The organism is Pseudoxanthomonas sp. JBR18 (genome assembly GCF_028198165.1).
Classification (GTDB): domain Bacteria; phylum Pseudomonadota; class Gammaproteobacteria; order Xanthomonadales; family Xanthomonadaceae; genus Pseudoxanthomonas_A.
In genome coordinates this window covers 3,892,188-3,914,858 of sequence record NZ_CP116339.1, presented here as the reverse complement: position 1 = coordinate 3,914,858, position 22,671 = coordinate 3,892,188, and the positions used below count along the sequence as shown (strand labels likewise).

Sequence of the window (22,671 nt, the reverse complement as noted above, 5' to 3'; positions counted from 1 at the left end):
CGGGAGACGTTAGCCGTCCCCGCGTGTGGCGGAGATCAAGCCGCCTTGGTCTTGGCCAGCGCCAGCCAGGTATCGACGACCGTGTCGGGGTTCAGCGACACCGATTCGATGCCTTCCTGCATCAGCCATTCGGCCAGGTCGGGATGGTCGGACGGACCCTGGCCGCAGATCCCCACGTACTTGCCCTTGGCGCGGGCGGCCTTGATGGCCATCGACAGCAGCTTCTTGACCGCGGGGTTCCGCTCGTCGAACAGGTGGGCCACGATCGACGAATCGCGGTCCAGGCCCAGGGTCAGCTGGGTCAGGTCGTTGGAGCCGATCGAGAAGCCGTCGAAGATCTCCAGGAACTCATCGGCCAGCAGCGCGTTGGAGGGCAGCTCGCACATCATGATGATCTTCAGGCCGTTTTCGCCCTGCTTGAGCCCGTTGGCTTCCAGCACCTCGACCACCTTGCGGCCTTCCTCCAGGGTGCGCACGAAGGGAATCATCACCCAGAGGTTCTCCAGGCCCATCTCGTTGCGCACCTTCAGCACCGCCTTGCATTCCAGGGCGAAGGCGTCAGTGAAGGATGGATCGACGTAACGACTGGCACCGCGGAAGCCGATCATCGGGTTCTCTTCTTCCGGCTCGTAGCGCGTGCCGCCGATCAGGTTGGCGTACTCGTTGGACTTGAAGTCCGACAGGCGCACGATCACCGGGTTGGGCGCGACCGAGGCGGTCAGCGTGGCGATGCCCTCGGCCAGGCGGTTGATGTAGAAGTCCACCGGCTTGCCGTAGCCGGCAATCTTGGCGTCGATCTTCTTCTTGGTCGACGCATCCTGCTGGTCGTACTCCAGCAGCGCCTTGGGGTGGATGCCGATGTGGCTGGCGATGATCATTTCCAAGCGCGCCAGGCCGATGCCGGCATTGGGCAACTGGCCGAAGTCGAACGCGCGCTCGGGGTTGGCCACGTTCATCATGATCTTCAGCGGCGCCGGCGGCATGTTGCCCAGATCCGTGGTGGTGCGCTCGAACTCCAGGATGCCATCGTAGATAAAGCCGGTATCGCCTTCGGCGCAGCTGACCGTGACTTCCTGGCCGTCCTTGACCAGTTCGGTGGCGTTGCCCGAACCGACCACGGCCGGCACGCCGAGCTCACGCGCGATGATCGCGGCATGGCAGGTGCGGCCGCCGCGATTGGTGACGATGGCGCTGGCGCGCTTCATCACCGGCTCCCAATCCGGGTCGGTCATGTCGGCGAACAGCACATCGCCGGGCTGCACGCGGTCCATGTCCTCCAGCGAGCGCACTACGCGCGCGACACCGGCGCCGATCTTGGCACCCACCGCGCGGCCCTCGGCCAGGACCTTGGCACCGGTGGCCGACAGGGCGAAGCGCTCGATCTGGGTGGCGTGGCTGCGCGACTTCACCGTCTCGGGCCGTGCCTGGACGATGAACAGCTTGCCGCTGACTCCGTCCTTGGCCCACTCGATGTCCATCGGGCGGCCGTAATGCTTTTCGATGATGAGCGCCTGCTTGGACAGCTCCTGCACGTCCTCGTCGCTGATCGAGAAGGTGTTGCGCAGCTCGGCCGGGGTGTCCTCGGTCCTGACCCGCTCGCCCGGCACGTCCGAATACACCATGCGCAGCTGCTTGCTGCCCAGCGAGCGGCGCAGGATTGCCGGCTTGCCGGCCCGCAGCGTGGGCTTGTAGACGTAGAACTCGTCGGGGTTGACCGCGCCCTGCACGACCATCTCGCCCAGGCCGAAGGAGGAGGTCACGAACACCACGTCGCGGAAGCCCGATTCGGTGTCCAGGGTGAACAGCACGCCGGAGGCGCCCACATCCGAGCGGACCATCAGCTGCACGCCCGAGGACAGGAACACGTCCTCGTGCTTGAAGCCGTGATGCACGCGATAGGCGATGGCGCGATCGTTATAGAGCGAGGCGAAGACTTCCTTGACCTTCAGCACGACATCGTCGGCACCGGTCACGTTGAGGAAGGTCTCCTGCTGCCCGGCGAAGGACGCGTCGGGCAGGTCCTCGGCGGTGGCCGAGGAGCGCACGGCCACGGCGACCTCGCCTCCGCCGTTCTCCTCGCACAGCTTGGCGTAGGCCGAGCGGATGTCCTGGTCCAGCGACGGCTGCAGCGGCGCGTCGATGACCCAGCCACGGATTTCCTTGCCGGCTGCGGTCAGTGCCGCCACGTTGTCCACGTCCAGGGTCGCAAGCTTGTCGAAGATGCGCTTGGACAGATCATTGTGGGCGATGAAGTCCTTAAAGGCCTCCGCCGTGGTCGCGTAGCCGCCGGGCACCGAGACGCCGAGCTGGGCCAGATTGCCGATCATCTCGCCAAGGGAGGAATTCTTGCCGCCGACGCGGGCAAGGTCGGACAGGCCAAGCTCATGCAGCCACAGGATGTTCTGGTTCAAGCGCTGTGCTCCTTGAAGGACGTGGGTTTTTTCGCTCGCGGAGGCCGTCGATCGCCGTCCGCAAAGAGGGGGGAGGTTGTACTTATGATGCAGGGCCATATCGCGCTTCACAAGCAATGGTGCGATATTGGTCTTGTCAGTGTCACCCCAAAAGGATGAAAACGATGTCGAGTGTCCGGCCGGTCTTCTATGTTTCGGATGGAACCGGGATCACGGTTGAAACCATCGGGCACAGCCTGCTGACCCAGTTCTCGGGCTTTTCCTTCATCACCGACCGCATTCCGTTCGTGGACGAGCTGGACAAGGCGGTCGAGGCGGCCGAGCGGATCCGCGAATCGGGCGTCCGCCACGATGCGCGGCCCATCGTCATCCATTCGATCGTCGACCCGGCGATCGCCGAGCTGCTGGCCTCGAGCGGCGCATTGATGCTCGATGTCTTCGCTCCGTTCATCAATCCGATGGAGCTGGAGTTGGGGGCGGTCCGACAGTCGCGAGTGGGGCAGGCCCATGGCATCGTCAATTTCGAGGCCTACCACCGGCGCATCAACGCGATGAACTTCGCGCTGAGCCACGACGACGGCATCGCGATCAATTACGACGAGGCCGACCTGATCCTGGTCGCGGTCTCGCGCGCGGGCAAGACGCCAACGTGCGTCTATCTGGCGCTGCATTACGGGGTCAAGGCGGCGAACTACCCGCTAACCGACGAAGATCTGGAGACCGACCGGCTGCCGCCACGCCTGCGTCCGTACCGCAAGAAGCTGTTCGGCCTGACCATCGATCCCGAGCGTCTGTGCCAGATCCGGCAGGAACGCAGGCCCAACTCCCGCTACGCCAAGCCCGAGACGTGCCGGCGCGAGGTGGTCGCCGCAGAAGGCATGTTCGCCCACGAGCGCCTGCCGACGTTGAGCACCACCCATACTTCGATCGAAGAGATCGCCAGCAAGGTGATGTCCACCCTGGGCCTGCAGCGGGAGATGTTCTGAGCCGCGGGGGCGGGGCAGGCCGATCCCCAAATTAGAGGCTTGTGCGGCTCCCCGTCAATGCTGACGTCAGCGCTGGAAGACGTGTAGCATCGGGTCATGCACACGACCGCCACCCGCACCGCGCACTTACCCAAGCTTGGCCGCTTCGGCTGGCTGATGGCGCTCTATGCGGAGAACTACGCGCGGCTGGACCGGTTGTTCGTGCCGACCGACCTGGAGCCAGGGCACTATGTGTCCAGCATCGGCGATGGGCTGGACCTGCGCGTGGATGTCATCGAAACCCATCGCTACACCGTCGAGCTGCGACTGACCTACGGCATCATCGACCCGGTCAGCGGCGAGCCTGATCCTTCGGCGTTCGTACGCGTGTATCGTGATGCCCGCCAGGCGGAGGCAACACATTGCTACGTCGGGCGCCGCTGGCAGGATGTCATCGGCATGTTCCCTCCACCGGCCGAGCTCATCAGCCACCGCATGCGGATGAACACCTTCCTGGGCAAGTGGCTGGAATACCTGGCCGAACGCGGCCACGGCGTGGCGACCTTGCATCGTGTCGCCGAATCGGCACCGCAACCGGTCACGCCGCTGGTTTGAGCGGAGCTTTGGCGGGCGGCTTGCGCCCAAGATTTACCAGGAATCGGGCAGCGGTCGCTTGACGATGGCGTCGTGGCAGTCCACCTGGGATTCGATGTGCATGCGCGCCAGGGCCAGATAGTTCGCCTTCGGGCCTCCGCCCGAGCCGGTCACCTCACCGAGATAGTCATTGTCCGCCCAGACTCGCCCGATCCACTCGGCATGGTCTTCGCCGATGGTGATCGTGACGGTGTAGCGCAGCTGCCTGCTGTGCTTGTCCTTGCACATGTAGACGGTGGGGAACTGCATCGCGAAGCTGTCTTCCTCACTGCGCTGGCGCAGGAACTCGCGGGCTTCTTCGGTCAAGGACCTGCGCGCCTCGTCGCCGAGTTGCTGGAGTTCACTGCGAAAATAGTCGGACCGCTCCAGGAAGTGTTCGATCGCCTCGCTGGGCGAATACCCGTTGCGGCGGATCCAACTTGCGAAAGCGGACTCATGGCGTGAAGCCGGGTTCCGGGACGATCTGGACATCAATGCTCCTCAGGCAGGCGATAGATGGGCGGGCCTGTTTAGTTTCCTGAAGCAGCGATGTTGATCCGATGAAGGTCTGTGCACGCGGTCTTCATGCCACACCGATTTCGAGGCGAAAAAAAACGCAGCGGAGATCCGCTGCGTCTGCATGATGCAAGTTGGCGTCCCCACGGGGGATCGAACCCCGGTCGCCACCGTGAAAGGGTGGTGTCCTAACCGCTAGACGATGGGGACGGATCTGGTATCCGTCGCATGGTCCGCGCGTGGCGCTGGACCTTGGATTGGTGGAGCCAGGCGGGATCGAACCGCCGACCTCCTGCATGCCATGCAGGCGCTCTCCCAGCTGAGCTATGGCCCCGATGTTGCCAAGAAAAAACGCAGCGGTTGCGCGCTGCGCTTCTTGTTTGAAGCTGGCGTCCCCACGGGGATTCGAACCCCGGTCGCCACCGTGAAAGGGTGGTGTCCTAGGCCTCTAGACGATGGGGACGCTGTCTAACCGATGCAGCAATTGCAAACAGGCCTAGTGCTTGCAACCCTTTGAAACGTGGTGGAGCCAGGCGGGATCGAACCGCCGACCTCCTGCATGCCATGCAGGCGCTCTCCCAGCTGAGCTATGGCCCCGGTGTCTTGGGAGCACGGCATTCTAATGACCGGAATGTGGTTCCGCAAGCATTTTGCGCGGCCTTGCGCTTCAATGATCCGCGGTGCCGGCAGCGGTGCCCTTGGACCGCAGCCGCAATGCATTTCCGACCACAGAAGCCGAACTCAGGCTCATCGCCAGCGCGGCAAACATGGGCGACAGACTCCAGCCCAGCCACGGGGTGAGCACGCCCGCAGCCAGCGGCACGCCCAGGCCGTTGTAGAGCAGGGCGAAGCCCAGGTTCTGGCGCATGTTGCGCACGGTCTGACGCGAGATGGTGCGAGCCCGCAGGATGCCGGCCAGATCGCCCTTGACCAGGGTGACCTGGGCGCTGGACATGGCTACGTCGGTGCCCGTGCCCATGGCGATGCCCACATCGGCCGAGGCCAGCGCCGGGGCGTCGTTGATGCCATCGCCGGCCATGCCAACCACACGGCCCTCGCCGCGCAAGCGCTCGACCAGCGCGGCCTTGTCCTGCGGACTGGTCTGACCATGTGCTTCATCGATCCCGACCCGGGTGGCCACAGCCTGCGCGGTGCTGTCGGCATCCCCACTGGCCATGACCACGCGCACGCCTTGCGTGCGCAGGGCGGCGACCACCTCAGCCACGCCGTCCTTGATCGGGTCGGAGACCGCCAAGGCACCGGCCAGGGCGCCATCGACCGCGAGGAACACGACGCTGGCGCCACCCTGGCGCAGGGTTTCGGCGCCTTCGGCGAGTGGCTGCACGTCCACGCCCTCAGCCTGCATCAGCGCCTGGCTGCCCAGCGCCAGGCGACGGCCTTCGACCTGCCCGCGCACGCCCAGGCCCGTATCGGAGGTCATGTCCTGCGCGGGCGGCAAGGACATCTGACGGCGGCGTGCCTCGGCCACGATGGCCTGGGCGAGTGGGTGTTCACTGCCGGCATCCAGGCTGGCCGCCAGACGCAGCACTTCAATGTCCTCGAAGGGCGCAACGGCCTGGATGCTGTCGAAGGTGGGCTGCCCGCGGGTGAGGGTGCCGGTCTTGTCGACCACCAGGGTATCGACCGTGCCCAGGCGCTCGATCGCCTGGGCATCGCGGAACAGCACGCCGGCCTGCGCGGCCCGTCCGCTGGCGACCATGATCGACATCGGCGTGGCCAGCCCCAATGCGCAGGGGCAGGCCACGATCAGCACGGCCACTGCATGCAGCAACCCATGCGTCCACGCCGGTTGCGGGCCGAACAATCCCCAGGCCAGCAGGCTCAGCAGCGCCGCGCCGACCACGCCGAGCACGAACCAGTACGACACCCGGTCGGCCATGGCCTGCATCGGCGCGCGCGTGCGCTGGGCCTGGGCGACGAGCTGCACGATCTGCGACAGCGTGCTGTCCGCGCCGGTGCGCGTGGCTTCGATCACCAGCGCGCCATTGCCGTTGAGGGTGGCGCCGATCACCGGCTCGCCCGGGCCACGGGCCACCGGCACCGGTTCGCCGGTGAGCATGGATTCGTCCAGATGCGAGCGGCCTTCGCGGACCACACCGTCCACCGGGACTTTTTCGCCGGGGCGTACACGCAGGCGATCGCCCGGGTGCAGCGCGTCCAGCGGCACGTCGTGTTCCTCGCCATCGGCCTCGATGCGCCGGGCGGTGCGTGGCGCCAGGCCGAGCAGGGCACGGATGGCCGAGGAGGTCTGCTCGCGGGCCTTGAGCTCCAGCAACTGCCCCAGCAGGGTCAGGCTGATGATCGAAGCGGCGGCCTCGAAGTAGACCTCGACGCGTCCGTCCACCTGGAACGATGGCGGGAACACCTGCGGCGCCAGCAAGGCCACCCAACTGTAGAGGTAAGCGGCACTCACGCCGGTCCCGATCAGCGTCCACATGTTGGGGCTGCGGTTGGCGATCGACTGCACCCAGCGCTGCAGGAATGGCCAGCCCGCCCACAACACGACCGGGGTGGCCAGCACGGCCTGCGCCCAGCCCAGCACGCCAGGCGACACGCCGGGCAGCCAGTGGCCAGCCATGCCCAGGGCGACGGTGACCACACTCAGCGGCAGCGTCCACCAGAAGCGCCGGCGGAAATCGGTCAGCTCCGGGTTCTCGCCATCCTCCAGCGAGGGCGTCATCGGCTCCAGTGCCATGCCGCACAGCGGACACGTGCCCGGGGCGTCCTGCACGATCTCCGGATGCATTGGGCAGGTGTACTGGCTGCCAGGCGGAGCGGGCGGGGCGGGATGCTGTTCCGGATGCAGGTAGCGCTGCGGATGCTCTTCGAATTTCGTCCGGCATCCATCCGAACAGAAGACGTAGGGGGTGCCATCGAGTTGGGTGCGATGCCTGGCCGTGGCAGGGTCGACGGTCATGCCGCAGACCGGGTCCTTCGCCTGCGTGTGCTGTGCCTCCTCCTTGCCGCCCCCGGCGCGCCCGCCGCAGCATCCACCAGACGCAGCGGACGCTGCGGCATGGGCGGACGAAAGGTCCCGCTGTGGATCATCCAGGAACTTCTGACGGCAGCCGGCCGAGCAGAAGAAGAACTCGGTGCCATCGATGTCGGCCCGGTGTTTCGCGGTCCTCGGATCGACCACCATGCCGCAGACGGGGTCGGTGGCGGCGGCATCTGCTGCGCCATTTCCGGACTGCGCCCGGGCGGGACCGCAGCATCCGCCCCCTGCTGCGGCATCGCCGCCTCCGGATTTCAGATATCGCGGCGGGTCGCCCAGGAATGCCTCGCGGCAGCCGGCTGAGCAGAAGACATAGCGCAGCCCATCCAGATCCGCGTGATACCGAGCCGTTCCCGGATCGACCGTCATCCCGCAGACCGGATCGATGGCGGGTTGGTGGGCGGCTGGGGCCGTGGCGCCACAACCGCAGCCGTGATCGTTTGAATGCGCCATCTCAGCTGTCCCGGGTCAGTGCGGAGACGATCGGGCAGTCGCGCAGTGCGCCATGGCCCGGACAGGCCTCGACCATGACCTCCAGCGCATCGCGCACGCGGGCCAGTTCATCCATGCGCTGCTGGACCTGCTCCAGTTTGCGGCTGGCCGCCTGCTTGATCGCCGCCACGTCACCGCGCCCGTGGCTGATGGCCAGCAGCTCGCCGATTTCCTCCAGGGTGAAGCCCAGGGTCTTGGCGCGGCGGATGAAGTTCAGGCGGGCGACGTCGTCGTCGGCATAGCGACGGTAGCCGCCGGGCGAGCGCGGTGGTTCGGGCAGCAGGCGCTGGCGCTCGTAGTAGCGGATCGTGTCGATTGGCACCTGGGTCTGGCGCGAAAGCTGGCCGATGTTCATGCGCGGCTCCTCCAAGGGTAGACACGTAGTCTCACCCTTGAGTCTGGTCAAGAGTCAAGAGTTTGGCCTTCGCGCGTTCAGCGTCGAACGTGAGGCGGGCGACGCGTGGGGATGGCCGGCGCCTGCACTACCTGTGGCAGGGCTGCGGAGCGGCAGCGCGATGGCAGCGAACGAACTTCAAGGAACAGGCGGCTTCTGCCGCCGGTGGTGACGCGTTAGAACCAGAGACGCACGCCCGCGACCCAGCCATGGTCGAGCACCGGCTCGCCGGTCTCGCGCGCAAGATCGGCAGTGTTGCCGACCTTGCGCGTCCAGCTGTAGCCCACGTAGGGCGCGAATTCACGGGTGAATTCGTAGCGCAAGCGCAGACCCGCTTCACCGTTGCTCAGGCCCTTGCCGATGCCATTGGCCCGGTCGTCGCGACCAAAGGCGTTGAGTTCCACGCGCGGGGTCAGGACGAGCCGGTTGGTCAGCAGCACCTCGTACTCGGCTTCGGTGCGCGCAGCCAGCCCATGGCTGCCGACATAGACGTGTGCCTCGAGCTCGAACTTGTACGGCGCCAGCCCGATCACGCCCACGCCCAGCCATTGCCGTGAAGGGCCGGGACCGAAATCGTGGCGCAGCGACACCGCGCGGTCCCACCACGGGCCGGTGGCGTGGGTCCATTGCAATTCGACATCGCCCTCGCCAGGGCCGCCGCGCGGGCGCTCGCCTTCGGCGCGCAGCCAGAACCTGTCGAAGCTGCCGCCAATGCCGACGCGTGCGTCCCAGGCCGCGATGCCGCCGTCCATTCGCTCCAGGCGATCGCCCCGGAACACGGCCACGGTGGGGTCGTCATCCATGTGCGTGGCCATGTGGGCGTCGCCCACATCCGGGAACGCCGCGGCCAGTTCCTCAGGTGTGGGCCGGGGCAGGGCGGCGGGAACGGCATGCATGTCGTGCATGTCCATGCCCTCGTGCATGGCGTGTTCTGCCGGCATGGGCGGCGGTGTCTGTGCTGCCTGCGGCTGGTCATCATGCTGCATCGGCATCGGCATCGGCATCGGCATGCCAGCGTGATGCGAATGGGCGGAGGTGGATGACGCCTGATCGGCATCGACCGATGCCGTGGATGCGTCATCCTGCGGCGTCACATCCTGCATGTGCATGGCGGCATGATCGTGCTGCTGCGCCAGGGCTTCACCTGCGAAAAGCGCCAACGTAGCGGCGAGCAAGGAACGAGTCGGGAGGCGGCTCATGCGACGTGCACCTCGCGGAACATGCCCAGTTCCATGTGCAGAAGCATATGACAGTGATACGCCCAGCGCCCGAGCGCGTCGGCACTGACCCGATAGCTGCGGATGCTGCCAGGCGGCACGCTGACGGTGTGCCGGCGGACCTGGAACTGGCCATCGGCACTTTCCTGGTCGCTCCACATCCCGTGCAGGTGGATGGGATGTTCCATCATCGTGTCGTTCACCAGCACGATGCGCACGCGTTCGCCGTAGTTCAGCCGGATCGGGGCGGCCTTGGAGAACGGGATGCCGTCGAAACCCCACACGTAGCGCTCCATGTTGCCGGTCAGGTGCAACTGGATCTCGCGGCCCGGTTCGCGCGGATCGGGATCGTCGAAGCGGCTGTGCAGGTCGGCATCGGTCAACACCCGGCGGCCGTTGTCGCGCAGGCCGATGCCGGGTTGGTCCAGGGCCCGCGTCGGGGTCATGGTCTGCATGTCCACCGCCGGATTGTTGGACTCGCTGGCCGGGTGCTGGATCATTCCGTCTTGCTGCATGTTGCCGTGATCCATCCCGGCCATGGCGCCGTGTTGCATGTTGCCGTGGTCCATCCCCGCCATGTCGTGGTGCCCCTTCTGGCCATGTCCCATCGCCATCTGGTGCGGGCTTGCGGACGAGGAGGGCGCAGACGTGGCAGGCATCGACATGCCGCCCATGCCCATGTGGCCCATTCCCCCCATGCCCATGTCGGCCATGGTCAGGATCGGACGCGGATCCATGGGCGGGATCGGCGCCTGCAGGCCGGGGCGGGGCGTGAGCGTGGCGCGTGCATAACCACTGCGGTCCATCGACTGGCAGAAAACCGTATAGGGCTGGTCCTGGTCCGGCTGGACGATGACATCGACGGTTTGTGCGACCGCGATGCGGAACTCGTCCACGCTCACCGGATGCACGGGCTGCCCGTCGGCGGCGACCACCGTCATCTTCAAGCCGGGAATGCGCACATCGAAGAAAGTCATCGCCGCGCCATTGATGAAGCGCAGGCGGACCCGCTCGCCGCGCTGGAACAGACCGCTCCAGTTCGCATCCGGGCTGGCCCCGTTGACCAGGTAGGTATAGGTGAGGCCGGTGACGTCGGCCAGATCAGTCGGGCTCATGCGCATCGAGCCCCACATCAGACGGTCATCCAGCGCCGCCTTGAGGCCCCCGGCGCGCGCGTCGTGGATGAAATCACCGACGGTGCACTTGTGGCGGTTGTAGTAATCGGCCTGCAGCTTGAGCTTGCGCACGATGGCGTGCGGATCCTCGTCGCTCCAGTCCGATAGGAGCAGTACGTGGTCGTGCGTGGCCCCATCCGGGTCCGGACCATCAGGCTTGACCACGATCGCGCCGTAGGCGCCCTTGGCCTCCTGCAGGCTGGAATGGGCGTGGTACCAGTACGTCCCGGATTGGTTCAAGTTGAAGCGATAAAGATATGATTCTGAAGGGGATATTCCACGGAAGCTCAGGCCCGGGACGCCATCCATCGTCGCCGGCAGGATGATGCCGTGCCAATGCAGCGAGGTGTCGACCCCAAGCTGGTTGGAGACCTGCAAGGTGACCTGGTCGCCTTGGCGCCAGTGCAGCGTCGGACCTGGCAAGGAGCCATTGATGGCCACCGCATGGGCAGGCTTGCCGGTGATGTTGACCGGCAATGCGCCGATGGACAGTTTGAACTCGGTGCCAGACAGAACAGGAACTTCCGGCGCGGACGGCGAAATTGGCGCCTTGGCTCGCGCCAGCCCGGGCAGCAAGGACGGACCGACGGCGAGCAAGCCACCAGCGCCCGTGACAAAGCGTCGTCGACCAACAGAGACGGGATGGCGCGGAGCATCCATGGGCACAGCACACGTGAGCAAGGAAGGACATCAAGTATGCGAAGTCTGGAGTCTGGTCCAGTCAATCCGGCAAGCGCACGCAAACTGTCGCTGTTCCTAATCTCTGTCACTGGCGAAATTTAACTTATAAAACAGTAAGTTAGAATCGCTATTGCTCCATGACGGACCAACTGACTTCGTGCATCTAAAAGGCAGGGGCGGCAACTTAGCGCGAATCTGCGAACAAGGACGCGATCTTGGAACGTGATGGGCCTGTCGCCGTAAGTGATATCGCCCAGATATCGATATTGGAAAAAGCATTCACTTTTTCAGCAAAACTTGGCAAAAAATACATGCGTTTCAACGGCTTGTATTTGATCGCGCGCCTGCCATGTGCTATCACGCCCGAAACCAAAGCGTCGGGAGTCATTAGCGTGGCCTAATTCAGCAGCCGTCCCGGCTGAAATGAAAAATGGCCCGGGTTGCCGCCCGAGCCATTCAGAAAAACATCGGTTCGTTGCCCGATTGATTTCAGCCTCCCACTTTAGTCTCCCGTCGTCAAGAGGGCTGGGCGGTTTCTGTCTTCGGCCTGAGGGCTGAACGATGGTGAGACCAAATCGAGTTGCCAGAGTTGCTCCAGATTTGCGGATCAAGAAAGGCCTGCTCGCTGTATGTGGAGGTCGGGCGGTAGTGGTAGTGGGCGTTCATGCCAAAGGGCGCGTCCATCTAAGGGTCGAAGGCACGTCCGAGTTCATCTGGGCGGATGTCAGCATGATCGAGCCCTTCCGCTCACCTACCCCGCAAAAGAGCATCAGAGCCCCAAGTGATTCAGACCCAGAGAAGGAACGTGAGGCAACCAAGTGGTATGAGGCGCTTGTGAGCTTGTTAGAGAAAAGTACCGGTACTGTCAAACTGGCAGATTGCGTTGAAGTTGCTAGCCAAATGGGCGTGCATCCGCGCACCGTCCGACGCCGGTTGAGGGCTCATCGTGAGAACCCAATGCCAGCGTCGCAGCTCGCATCAACTCCAGGACCAACTCCGGGGAGTCGACGGTTAGCACCGATCGTTGAGAGCTTGATCGATAGCGCAATCAATGAAGTCTATTTGGCCCGGGAGCGGCGTAGCTTCATGTCTGTCGTCCGCCGCGCGGAAGAACTGGCGCGCGAGGCGGGGGTCCGTGCACCTAGCAGGAAGGCTGTGCGTGTGCGAATCGCCAGCCAGGAACCGATGCATATCGCGAAAGCGCGTCTGGGAAGACACGATGCTCATGCATTGCAGGCGCCGTCAATCTCGGGATTAAAGGTTTCAAGATCACTGGAGGCGGTACAGATCGACCATGCCTTGATTGATCTTATCGTCGTTTCGGCAGTGACTAGGAAGCCAATCGGCAGGCCCTGGATAACTGTAGCGATCGATGTCTATACCCGTTGCATTCTCGGATACTATTTAAGCTTTGATGTGCCTAATCAGACGTCTGTCGCGCATGCATTAGAGCATGCGTCTTTTCCGAAGCAATCGTGGCTTAAGCGGCTTGGGCTTGATGTCACCTACCCGATGTTCGGGAAGATTGAATGCATTCATTGGGACAATGCAAAGACGTTTCAGGCGAAGGATGTAAAGGCCCAGTGCGAGCGCTATGGAATCCGCATCCAAGAGCGCCCGGTAAAGAGTCCTCATTACGGTGCGTATGTCGAACGTGTGATTGGCACAATGATGGGGGCAGTCCATCTTTTGCCGGGAACGACTTTCTCTAACGTAAAGGCGAGGGGAAGCTATCAGTCTGAAAAGCGAGCGACGATGTCGTTCCGCGATCTTGAGCGATGGCTTGCGGAGGAGGTCGCCGGAAAATATCATAATCGGCCACATAAGGGGCTGGGCGGGCTGACGCCAGCTGCGGCATGGGATGCGGCGTGGCGCAGCGCTGATGGCCATCCGATTATTCCTGCCATGATCGGTGATGCCCGATCATTTGTGACCGGGTTTCTACCCTCCGCCCTCCGAAAAGTCAGTCGGGCAGGAATAATGATTCATGGGCTCCAGTACTGGGACCCTTGCTTAACGCCCCTCATCAACGATCATAAAGATCATCGAATTCACTTCAGTCAACGAGACCTCACCAAGATTTACTTGCAGCAGGGCAATGGATTTCTAGATGTTCCGCTATTAGACAGATCGCAAGGAGCGTTCTCGCTCTGGGAGTTGCGGGAGGCCAGGGCTGAATTGAAAGCGAAGGGAAAGCTCGCATCCGAAGAGAGTGAGCTTTTTGAATCCATTCGTAGACAGAGGGGAATTCAGCTCCAGGCGGAATCGACATCTAAAGCGGCCAGGAGAAAGATCGCTAGAACCCCCGCGCTGGAGTCGGAATCATCCGTTCCAGAGGTCGACTACACCAAAGTAGTCACCGCGTTTGACTGGAATGATGGGTTGGTCAAATGATGCGAAGCAAACGGGAGGTTTCGACCGATCCAGGCGGTCCATCATGCGGAACAACGAGCAATCTCGAACACATGTTTCGCTTCATTCCACACCCTGCGGCGGTCACCTATCTCAAGATCGCCAGCCACCTACGAAGGTCTGAAGCTGGGCGGGATCGCCCAAAGTGCGTTCATCTCGCTGCAGCGCCAGGCTGCGGGAAGACGCGTATACAGATGCACTATCTGGAGCAAGTGGCCCCACCATCGGACGAACCTGGAGCTAGGCAAAAGGAGGTCATCTACGTTGAAGCTCCTTTCGACGGGCACCATAGCAAACTGGCGCGTTCGCTCATAGACGCGTGTCTGCCAGGTGGATATGTGGTTAGAAGACCATCCGCGCTTTGCGAAACAGCCCTGAACTTGCTCACATCGTCGGGAGTCAAGCAAGTATTGATAGATGAGGCGGGTAACCTCCTTAATGCAGGCAGGTCGACGCAGCAGCAAACCTTAGCTTTAATTAAGGCAATATCTAATCGCGGAGTGACGATCTCTATCGCCTCCACCATGAACCTAGTCAACGTACTGGCCGCTGACGAGCAATTGCATTCTCGTTTCATGCGCATTGAAATTCCGATATGGGTAGAGTCCCAGGCACTTCGATCGTTTCTAATCAGCGTCGACAAAGAACTAGGTCTACCTCAATCGTCAGGACTAGATGACCAGGCCACCGTTAGGTGGCTGATGGCGCATGGCTGCTGCTCCACGGCGAAGATTTTAGAGGTGATTTCTGGAGCCAAGAGGATAGCGGTAAGAAAAAAGCTGCCGCGAATTGATCTTGATCTACTCGAGATCTCACTAAATCACGGACATCTTGGCGGAGAATACTGATATGGAGATATCGGACCTTCCAGTATTTGCAAGTGTCTATAAGGGGGAGAGCGTACACTCCTGGCTTGACGCTACTCGACTTCGCCTCGCACTTGAAGAGACTGAGTGGTGGTCGTGGTGTGGCTGCGATCCCGGAGAGCCTGAGCGGCCAATGCGTAAAAAGGCCTGGTCGGGCTTGCCTGTGGGATTGGGACGCGTGCTCGACATATCCGTTGATTGTCGAATCGCCCCTGAATGGCGGAAAATCTGCTGCCCTCTGTGTGTAGCAGAGGCGCAATCCGGTGTTCGGCACCCTGTGCTCGCGCATTGGATCGATGTGAGGACCATCTGCTGCATGGAGCATGGGCTGCTTCTTTGCCATCGTGCTCCCACAGAACAGATCAGCATCGCCAGGGACACCGAACTGTCATGCTGGAACGAATGGCTAGAAGAATGGCGCGATAGCAGTCGACTCGGCTTCATTGAACGCTTGCTGCGCAGGGACTTGGCTCTGGCAGCTGGGCGGAACTGGGGAGTTGAGTGGGGTCCAACTGCCAGTGCTGGTTATGAATGGGTTCTTGCAGAGAAGGGATGGATTAGGACGGGTCTGAGACACTCTTACAAATCTGGAACTCCGAGCAGGATTGGAATGTTAGCCCCGGCAGATCGTTTGTCAGCTTTGTACGCCGCATGGCAGGCTTGGCTCGCCATACGAAAAGGCGTGGCCACCGCGCTCCCACAGTGGCCGCCCGAAGCATGGCTCTGGCTGCAGAGGCGCTGGCGATTACGCGGATACGACGATTGTGCCTCGAAGATCGCCGGAATTACCGCGACGATATCCAGTGCACGCTGGCAAGCTCGCTCGGCTCGATTGCGAAAGCTGGAACGCTGAGAGGCGCGACCGCCATCCCCCCATCCGGAAGCGCGACCGCTATCCCCCCACCTGCTTCATCATTTTCTGGAGCTGATGGCGCGATTAGGGGGCGTTATCGAGGGTAGGGCGGCTGTCCGCATCTGCCCGAAAGCGGACATTGAAAGGGATCACGGAAAGCACTGCACCTCAGTTCAAATGGCTTCCGGTGCCTTCAAAGCACCAGACTCCGCGCTTGCCATCGAGGCTGGAACCCTATGCATCGCCGATAGCGTGATAAGACTGACGGTCTGAAGGTCTCGGCGTCACCGCCACGTTGCGTAGCCGTGAAGTAGTCGAAGCGTCACCTTGGCCGTATCCGATTCTTGATGCCTCTAGGCATTTGTCCAGGAGCGGATGATCATTGCCGGCGGATGGCGCCGATCAAATCCCGCTCCATCGGCGCCAGCAAGCGCTCTGCTTCATCCCCCAAGCTTCGCCGGCCTTCTCCCGAGCAGTCCGGTTCGCGCTCCGCCTCCCGAGGAGGCGTCGAACCCGATCCAGGTCTATCTTTGCATAGTTCCGAATCTCTTCGCAGTGCGTGGTGGGCTGGTCGATGCAGCGCTACCAAGCCTGGCGGAGGGTGATCCGGGTGGTGCAGATGACCGCCTTACGTGACGTTGTCCTGGCCGCGCCTGAACGCGCAGACCTAAACGCGGTGTGTACGACGCGGACGCTGAACTTTCATTCCCGTAACACGTCCAGTGCGCTTCCTTATGTGGTAGCCACTGGGCGATGCTGCATCGCTGCCCGTTCTTCTAGCATCCGTATCAAGGAGTCTCTGCAATGCCTTATAAGACCAGAGAAGAACTGCCAGAGTCAGTCAAGAGCCATACGCCTAGCCACGCCCAGGTGATCTATAAGGATGCGTTCAATAGCGCTTGGGAACAGTACGAAAACTCTTCTGAGCGGCGCGGCGATGAATCCCGCGAAGAGGCCTCGCATCGTGTCGCATGGGCGGCGGTAAAGAAGAGCTACCAAAAGGGCGAAGATGGCAGGTGGCATCGCCGTTGACTGCACTGTCGCGTTTCTGGTCTGGGTTGGTGACCGCTGAGGCCATGGGCGTCGATGGATCTTTGAAAATAAGTCTGCGACACGGTAGGCGCAAGGGGTCTCGAGTTCATTGGGGCTGAGAGGCGCAGCTAGGCGGGGCACTGGCCAAAAGCGAGGCAGTCCCCGGGCACGTTGGGATCTACATGCCCGGAGTCAGAACCAGCGAGGGCCGGAGGTGTAGATGTCAGTCGACAACGATGTCATTCAAAATTTTGCCTTGCTCGGGCGCGTGGCCACCGCGATGGTGTTGGGAGCAATGTTGGGCCTAGAGCGTGAAGCCTCGAACCGCTCCGCCGGCCTCCGGACCAACATGCTCGTAGCCGGCGCCGCTGCACTGATCGTTGGGCTGGGCGACGTGCTCGCGCAGCGATTCAGCTCCGAAGACTATCGCGCCATGCTCCGGGTGGACCCGGTTCGCCTAATCGAAGCCACTGTATCGGCCGTGGGCTTTCTGGCGGCGGGCAATATCTTCCGAAGTCACGCGCGTGACAAGATCAAGGGCTTACGACCTCGGCTGGCTTGATCATGTCAGCTGCCATCGGTATCGCCGTAGGCTTGGACCAATATATCTTGGCGGCAGGGGTCACGCTGCTATGCGTCTTTGTCATGGGTCTTCTTGGATGGCTCGTCGGAGTCGAAAACTAGACTGAAGACAGAGTTTTAGACCTCACCGTAGAATGACCCGCTGGCTTAAATGCCGCTCTGAGCATGAGCGGTTCGCAGACTAGCCCCAGCCGTCAGAACGATGGCAGAGGACCTGGACAAGTCCCCTTATGCACGTCATTCGTCTCGCTGGAAGCCTCCAGCCTGACTATCCACGGCATGGGCTAAGGATGTACGCCTGGCACAGACAGCCACCCACGTCCCAAAGCCGGTAAGCACGGAATTGGCGAGCGCAGGCTGACGATCCACGTGTCAGGCCGCTATCGATGACCGGTGTCTGCCTCCATCATGTGCTGCCGGCAGGGCGCCACGATAGAGCGCGCACGAGAATTCGGGCCAGTCACCTGATTAATCCGCACCCGGGGAGGAAGTGACGCCCCCTTGGCTAGCAGTGCTCAGCAGGGCATTGAGTCTGCACACCGTAGGGTTGAACCCCACGGCTGGATGGCCGTCTACGGGAGCACAATAGAGCCGTCTCTACGCTTGGGGCGTGTGCTCGGTCCATTGCGTCATCGTTTTGGAATCCGAAAAGACCCTGCGGCCAGGCGGTGCAACGTGTTCTACGGATAGGGCATGCATGCCAATCCATGGCGCTTCAGTGCTGTTTCTCGATGGAAATGCCATCCCGGTGGGCCATGGATCGGCATCACGACCGCGGGGCCACCTTGATCACACCATCGGCTTCCCACCATGGGATTAAAATCCTCAATATGCTCGTCGAGAAGCAGTTCCGTGCTCATCTCCACGACTCTTTCAAAGAGCTGTTCTGAGCTCTCCACGTGCGTACCCGGAAGCGGGCGAAAGACAAAGTTCTTTGTCATCCCAGCACCATCAAAAGAACGCTGCTATTGCCCCCTGTGGCCTTAGGTTTGGGAATTTTTTTCCCCATGTCAACCAATCGAGTCTCAAAGACAGTACGCACGGTAGCCTTCCTAACACCCGAGGACGGTCCACTCAGGAAAAATTTGAACCGTGCCTTAGACAGAGTGCTTACGTGAGTTCAAATAGCATGCTTGGTGCAACGAACGCGCTTCAGGCTACGTGCGCTCATGGAGGCATTGAATGGAGGAAGGCGAGCGCCCTTGGTGGCGCGATGACCTAAAGATGCGTCCCATTAGCTGTCGGAATGACTCGCAGTGGTGGCGCGAAGCGGTGATCTATCAGATCTGCCCATGGAGCTTTCAGGATACGACTGGGAGCGGAACCGGGGATCTTCAAGGGATCATCGCGCGGCTCGATTACATTTCCTCGCTCGGAGTGGACGCGATCTGGCTGACGCCGATCAACCCATCGCCGATGGGAGATCTCGGCTACGACATCACCGATCTGCGCCGCGTCGGTAGCGCCTTTGGCAGCATGGAAGATCTTCGTCTGCTGTTGGATCTGGCGCACCGGAGGGGCTTGCGGGTTTTGTTGGACGGCGTCTGGAATCACACTTCGGAACAGCATGAGTGGTTTGTCGAAAGCCGCGGAAGTCGCAGCAATCCGAAGTCCGACTGGTACGTCTGGGCTGATCCAGCGCCGGATGGCGGGGCACCCAGTAACTGGCGGTCGGCGTTCAGTGGCGAATCCGGGTGGCACTTGGACCATCCGCGGGGGCAGTACTACTGGGCTAGCTTCCTGCCATGCCAGCCGGACCTGAACTGGAAAAATCCCGAAGTGCGCGATGCAGTGTTGCGCAGCATGCGCTTTTGGCTGGATCTCGGAATCGACGGATTCCGCGTGGATGCGGTGAACTTCTTCGCGCAGGATTCTCGGTTACGCGATAACCCGCGGCGACGCCGCAACGATCGGCGTCCTGACGGGATCGACGTGATCAACCCGCTGGCAGGACAACGCATGATCAACAGCTTCAACCGTCCGGAGACCCTGGAATATCTGGGCCCGATGCGTGACCTGGCCAACCAGTATCCAGGAACTGTGCTGCTAGGCGAGGTGACGCTGTGCGAAGACTCGATCAAACTGGCGGCCACGTATACGCGCGGCAAGCGTTTGCACCTCGCTTACCACAGCGGCCTGCTGTCCGACGCGCCGCTGCGCGCCCCTCTCTTACGGGGATTGATGAAGAGGGTGCTGGACGAGTTCGGCGACAGCGGCGCCTGCTGGATCGTCGGCAATCATGACTACGGTCGGCTGCGCACGCAGTGGGGCGGAAAGAAGCGTGACCTTGGTGAGGACTTCTATCGTCTGGTGGCCATGCTGCTGGTGTGCCTGCCGGGCGCGCTTGTTTTGTGGCAGGGAGACGAGCTTGGGCTGCCCGAGGCCCGGATTCCTGCCGAAATCCCCAAGCGCGAGATCAAGGATCCGTTTGGGAAGTTGCTCTATCCACGGCTGAAAGGTCGTGACGGCGCGCGCACGCCAATACCGTGGGACGAGCGCGTGCATGCGGCCGGCTTTACCACGGGCACGCCCTGGTTGCCTGTTCCCGCCCGGCATCTGGAGCGGTCTGTACGCCGGCAGTCGCTCGATCCGGAGTCTTTGCTCAACCATTGGCGCCAGTTGCTGCATTGGCGGCGGGGCCAGCCGGCCCTGCTCCACGGCGCGACCGAGCTGATCAGCCTCCGCGCCCCGCTGGTGGGGCTCGTGCGGCGGGCCTCCGGCCAGCGCCTGCTGTGCGTGTTCAACCTGTCAGACAGGCTAGCGCGCTCGACCCTGCCCGGGCTGTCGGTCGCCTCCCAAGTCAGCGGGCTGGTGGAAGGGTCGACCTGGGATGGTAAGCACCTGACGCTGCCGGCCTGGGGCGCGTTCTTCGCCCAACTCGACGCCTGAACTCCCATCCAAAGGAGCAGATTGTGGCCTTACTCCCTCAAAGCGACTGGTGGCATAACGCGATCATTTACCAGATCTACATCCGCAGCTTCGCCGATAGCGATGGCGACGGCGTTGGCGACCTGCGTGGCCTCACGCAGCGCTTGCCGTATGTGCGTGACCTGGGTGCCGACGCGATCTGGATCTGCCCGTTCGTGCGCTCGCCCATGCGCGACTTCGGTTATGACGTCTCCGACTATTGTGCGGTCGAACCGATGTTCGGAACGCTCGAGGATTTCGATGCAGTGGTGACCAAGGCCCACGCCCTTGGACTGCGGGTGCTGATGGATCAGGTGTGGAACCATACCTCCGACCAGCATCCATGGTTCCTCGAAAGCCGTGCCGACCGCGACAACCCCAAGGCCGACTGGTACGTGTGGGCCGATCCGGCGCCCGATGGGGGCCCGCCCAACAACTGGCGGGCCACGTTCGGCGGGAGTGCATGGAGTTTCGACCCGGCCCGCCGCCAGTATTACCTGCACAATTTCCTCGAGCAGCAGCCGGACCTGAACTGGTACAACCCGGATGTGCGCGCCGCCCTGCTCGAGGCTGGCCGGTTCTGGCTGGAACGCGGCGTGGATGGTTTCCGCCTGGACGTCGTGAATTTCTACTGCCACGACCGGAGCCTTGCCGACAATCCAGCCAGACCGCCCGAACGGGCGCGCCCGGCAGGTGCCTCTGTACACGATCCATACTTCGAACACATCAACGCCGGCACCGTCAGTCGTGATGCGACCTTGCAGATGCTGGGTCACATCAGGGAACTGATGGACACTTACCCTGGTACGATGACCCTTGGCGAAATCTCCAGCGCAGAGGATGCACTCGTCACCGCATCCGATTACGTCGCTGGCAACGGCAGATTGCATACCGCATACAATTCGGCGCTGGTGAGCGATGCGCCGTTCACCGCTTCGCATCTGCGTGGACTGATCGAGACGGTGCGGACCCGGTTCGTGGACGGTCACTGTTGCTGGACACTAGGCACCCACGATTTTCCAAGGCTCAAGGGTCGCTGGTCGCGGCACGGCCAGCACACGCCCGAGCTGGAGCAGCGTCTGGATCAGCTGCTGCTTTCCCTTTTGATCGCGCTTCCAGGAAGCTGCTGCCTTTATCAGGGCGACGAACTGGGCCTGCCGCAAGCACAGTTGACCCTGGAGCAGCTGCGCGATCCGTTCGGAATCGCCAATTGGGGGGTGGTCCAGAGTCGCGATGGCTGCCGCACGCCGATGCCCTGGCAGGCCGACGCGCCGAACGGCGGCTTCACCCTCGGCACACCCTGGCTGCCGGTGCCAGCCGAGCATCTCCCCCTGGCGGTGGACCGACAGTGGGACGACAAGGATTCGCTGCTCAACGCCTACCGCGAAGTCATTGCCTGGCGCCGTACGCAGCCCGCGTTGGGCGAACGCGGCGTGGAACTGTGGGAGACGAGCGAACCCGTACTGGCTTTCGTCCGCGGGCATGGGCACCACGCCCTCCTGTGCGTCTTCAATCTTTCCCCGGCTGCTGCCCAGCTGCCGCTATCGCATGGGTGGCGCATCGCCGAGACCGCCAGGGCCGCCGCGCGTCGCGAGGAGCACACCCTGGAACTTCCCGGCTTTGGCTGGGCGTTCCTGGAGCGTGCGCGCGCCGCCGCTGCCGCGACCGATGGAGCAGATGCCGACGCCTGAAACCCCGGGAAATTCCGTCCGGCGCTGATTGGCGAGGGCCGTTGCCGAACGCGGGCCGGCTGGGAGCTGCCGATCACTGCAAGCGCGCGCTCGCGATCACCTACGGATAACGAAGGACCTCCCAGGCTCACAACTCGTCTGTCCTCCTGGAGGCCTCGATGAAAAGCCGGCATGTCTACTCCACGCGCGACGTACAGGACGCCAAGGCCTGCATTCAGGCCGCCCTGGGGGCGGGCGTTCCGCGTGACGATGTTGCGCTGATTGCCAACGGCGAGCTCGAAGTGGAACAGTTCCCCGACTCGATGATCGATGCCGACACCGACCTCAAGCACGGGGCGATCCGCGGCGCTGTCGGGGGCGGGGCTGCAGGACTGGTTGCCGGCCTGATCGGCGTGGCCGTTCCGCCCCTGGGTCTCACACTGGCGGGCGCAGGCGCGATGGCCTTGGCAGGCGCCGCGGTCGGCTCGTGGTCGGCCGCGCTGGTCGGGGCTTCGGTTCCCGACCCTGTGCGCCGTACTTTCGAGGAGGAGATCGAAAGCGGACGCGTGCTGGTGATCGTGGATGCCGAGCCGCCGCTGCTGCAGGTGGCCGATGCCGCGGTGCAGTCGGCGGGCGCCAAGTTGCTGCCCTATGAACAGCCCTCGGCGCTCAGCTGAAGACGCCGCGATCCCCGTTTTGCGACGAGACGGACCGTCGGAGGCGCAGGAGAGGGGCGAGCCGAGTGGGTCGGAACGCTGGGCAAGCGGCTCGCACGCGATTCCGGTCACCGGGCCATCGATCGTCCTCGATCAACCTCACCCCCGCGGCTGACCCTTGGGACACGCCAGC

Annotated in this window: 17 protein-coding genes and 4 tRNA genes; 11 read left to right on the top strand and 10 right to left on the bottom strand. The window is 62.8% G+C overall.

Features of this window, described 5'->3' with window-relative positions; genetic code table 11:
• Positions 1–35: 35 nt before the first annotated feature.
• The gene (ppsA, locus tag PJ250_RS17700) at positions 36–2,411 is read right to left on the bottom strand and encodes a phosphoenolpyruvate synthase (RefSeq protein ID WP_271645920.1); all 2,376 of its coding nucleotides are present in this window, start codon (positions 2,409–2,411) and stop codon (positions 36–38) included.
• 164 nt (positions 2,412–2,575) lie between these two features.
• Between ppsA and PJ250_RS17695 the strand changes: the two genes are divergently transcribed.
• Together PJ250_RS17695 and PJ250_RS17690 are read left to right on the top strand one after the other, a co-directional pair.
• Positions 2,576–3,397 carry a posphoenolpyruvate synthetase regulatory kinase/phosphorylase PpsR gene (locus tag PJ250_RS17695; protein ID WP_271645919.1) on the top strand — a complete coding sequence of 274 codons (822 nt, stop codon included), beginning with the start codon at positions 2,576–2,578 and terminating at the stop codon, positions 3,395–3,397.
• A 96-nt stretch (positions 3,398–3,493) separates the two neighbouring features.
• Entirely contained in the window at positions 3,494–3,991 is a 498-nt protein-coding gene (locus PJ250_RS17690; RefSeq protein ID WP_271645918.1) for a DUF1249 domain-containing protein, read from the top strand.
• Positions 3,992–4,024: 33 nt separating this feature from the next.
• On the opposite strand, the gene PJ250_RS17685 is transcribed toward PJ250_RS17690, so the two are convergent.
• The 9 genes from PJ250_RS17685 to PJ250_RS17645 form a co-directional block, all read right to left on the bottom strand.
• Positions 4,025–4,501: a hypothetical protein gene (locus tag PJ250_RS17685; RefSeq protein ID WP_271645917.1), complete on the bottom strand. Its 477-nt coding sequence runs from the start codon at positions 4,499–4,501 to the stop codon at positions 4,025–4,027.
• Between the two features lie 159 nt (positions 4,502–4,660).
• Positions 4,661–4,735: transfer RNA gene (locus tag PJ250_RS17680), tRNA-Glu, on the bottom strand.
• Between the two features lie 48 nt (positions 4,736–4,783).
• Positions 4,784–4,859: transfer RNA gene (locus PJ250_RS17675), tRNA-Ala, on the bottom strand.
• 53 nt (positions 4,860–4,912) lie between these two features.
• Positions 4,913–4,988: transfer RNA gene (locus PJ250_RS17670), tRNA-Glu, on the bottom strand.
• Between the two features lie 58 nt (positions 4,989–5,046).
• Positions 5,047–5,122 (bottom strand) — tRNA-Ala (locus tag PJ250_RS17665).
• A 70-nt stretch (positions 5,123–5,192) separates the two neighbouring features.
• Positions 5,193–7,994 (bottom strand): heavy metal translocating P-type ATPase, encoded by a 2,802-nt coding sequence (locus tag PJ250_RS17660; RefSeq protein ID WP_271645916.1) that lies wholly within the window; start codon positions 7,992–7,994, stop codon positions 5,193–5,195.
• Position 7,995: 1 nt separating this feature from the next.
• Complete coding sequence (locus PJ250_RS17655) at positions 7,996–8,388, bottom strand: MerR family transcriptional regulator (RefSeq protein ID WP_271645915.1); 393 nt, start codon at positions 8,386–8,388, stop codon at positions 7,996–7,998.
• A gap of 215 nt (positions 8,389–8,603) precedes the next feature.
• Positions 8,604–9,536 (bottom strand): copper resistance protein B, encoded by a 933-nt coding sequence (locus PJ250_RS17650; RefSeq protein ID WP_271645914.1) that lies wholly within the window; start codon positions 9,534–9,536, stop codon positions 8,604–8,606.
• An 86-nt stretch (positions 9,537–9,622) separates the two neighbouring features.
• Positions 9,623–11,479, bottom strand: coding sequence for a copper resistance system multicopper oxidase (locus PJ250_RS17645; RefSeq protein WP_271645912.1), 1,857 nt, complete (start codon positions 11,477–11,479; stop codon positions 9,623–9,625).
• Positions 11,480–11,715: 236 nt separating this feature from the next.
• Here PJ250_RS17645 and PJ250_RS17640 point away from each other — a divergent pair, with 236 nt between their 5' ends.
• The 9 genes from PJ250_RS17640 to PJ250_RS17600 all read left to right on the top strand — a co-directional run bounded on the left by PJ250_RS17640 (position 11,716) and on the right by PJ250_RS17600 (position 22,499).
• On the top strand, positions 11,716–11,901 hold the full coding sequence (locus PJ250_RS17640; RefSeq protein ID WP_271645910.1) for a hypothetical protein: 186 nt from the start codon (positions 11,716–11,718) through the stop codon (positions 11,899–11,901).
• Positions 11,902–12,229: 328 nt separating this feature from the next.
• On the top strand, positions 12,230–13,894 hold the full coding sequence (locus tag PJ250_RS17635; protein ID WP_271645909.1) for a TnsB C-terminal domain-containing protein: 1,665 nt from the start codon (positions 12,230–12,232) through the stop codon (positions 13,892–13,894).
• Positions 13,891–14,760, top strand: a complete 870-nt coding sequence (locus tag PJ250_RS17630; protein ID WP_333909489.1) for a TniB family NTP-binding protein — start codon at positions 13,891–13,893, stop codon at positions 14,758–14,760. The genes PJ250_RS17635 and PJ250_RS17630 overlap by 4 nt, the downstream gene beginning before the upstream one ends.
• Before the next feature lie 1,675 nt (positions 14,761–16,435).
• Positions 16,436–16,663, top strand: a complete 228-nt coding sequence (gene chaB, locus PJ250_RS17625) for a putative cation transport regulator ChaB (protein WP_271645907.1) — start codon at positions 16,436–16,438, stop codon at positions 16,661–16,663.
• Between the two features lie 220 nt (positions 16,664–16,883).
• Positions 16,884–17,225 carry an MgtC/SapB family protein gene (locus PJ250_RS17620; RefSeq protein ID WP_271645906.1) on the top strand — a complete coding sequence of 114 codons (342 nt, stop codon included), beginning with the start codon at positions 16,884–16,886 and terminating at the stop codon, positions 17,223–17,225.
• Between the two features lie 2 nt (positions 17,226–17,227).
• On the top strand, positions 17,228–17,347 hold the full coding sequence (locus PJ250_RS17615) for a hypothetical protein (protein ID WP_271645904.1): 120 nt from the start codon (positions 17,228–17,230) through the stop codon (positions 17,345–17,347).
• 1,080 nt (positions 17,348–18,427) lie between these two features.
• Entirely contained in the window at positions 18,428–20,134 is a 1,707-nt protein-coding gene (locus tag PJ250_RS17610) for an alpha-amylase family glycosyl hydrolase (RefSeq protein WP_271645903.1), read from the top strand.
• 23 nt (positions 20,135–20,157) lie between these two features.
• Positions 20,158–21,843 (top strand): alpha-glucosidase, encoded by a 1,686-nt coding sequence (locus PJ250_RS17605; protein ID WP_271645902.1) that lies wholly within the window; start codon positions 20,158–20,160, stop codon positions 21,841–21,843.
• Positions 21,844–22,001: 158 nt separating this feature from the next.
• A complete protein-coding gene (locus PJ250_RS17600) occupies positions 22,002–22,499 on the top strand; it encodes a hypothetical protein (RefSeq protein WP_271645901.1) in 498 nt (165 codons plus the stop codon).
• Positions 22,500–22,671: the final 172 nt, after the last annotated feature.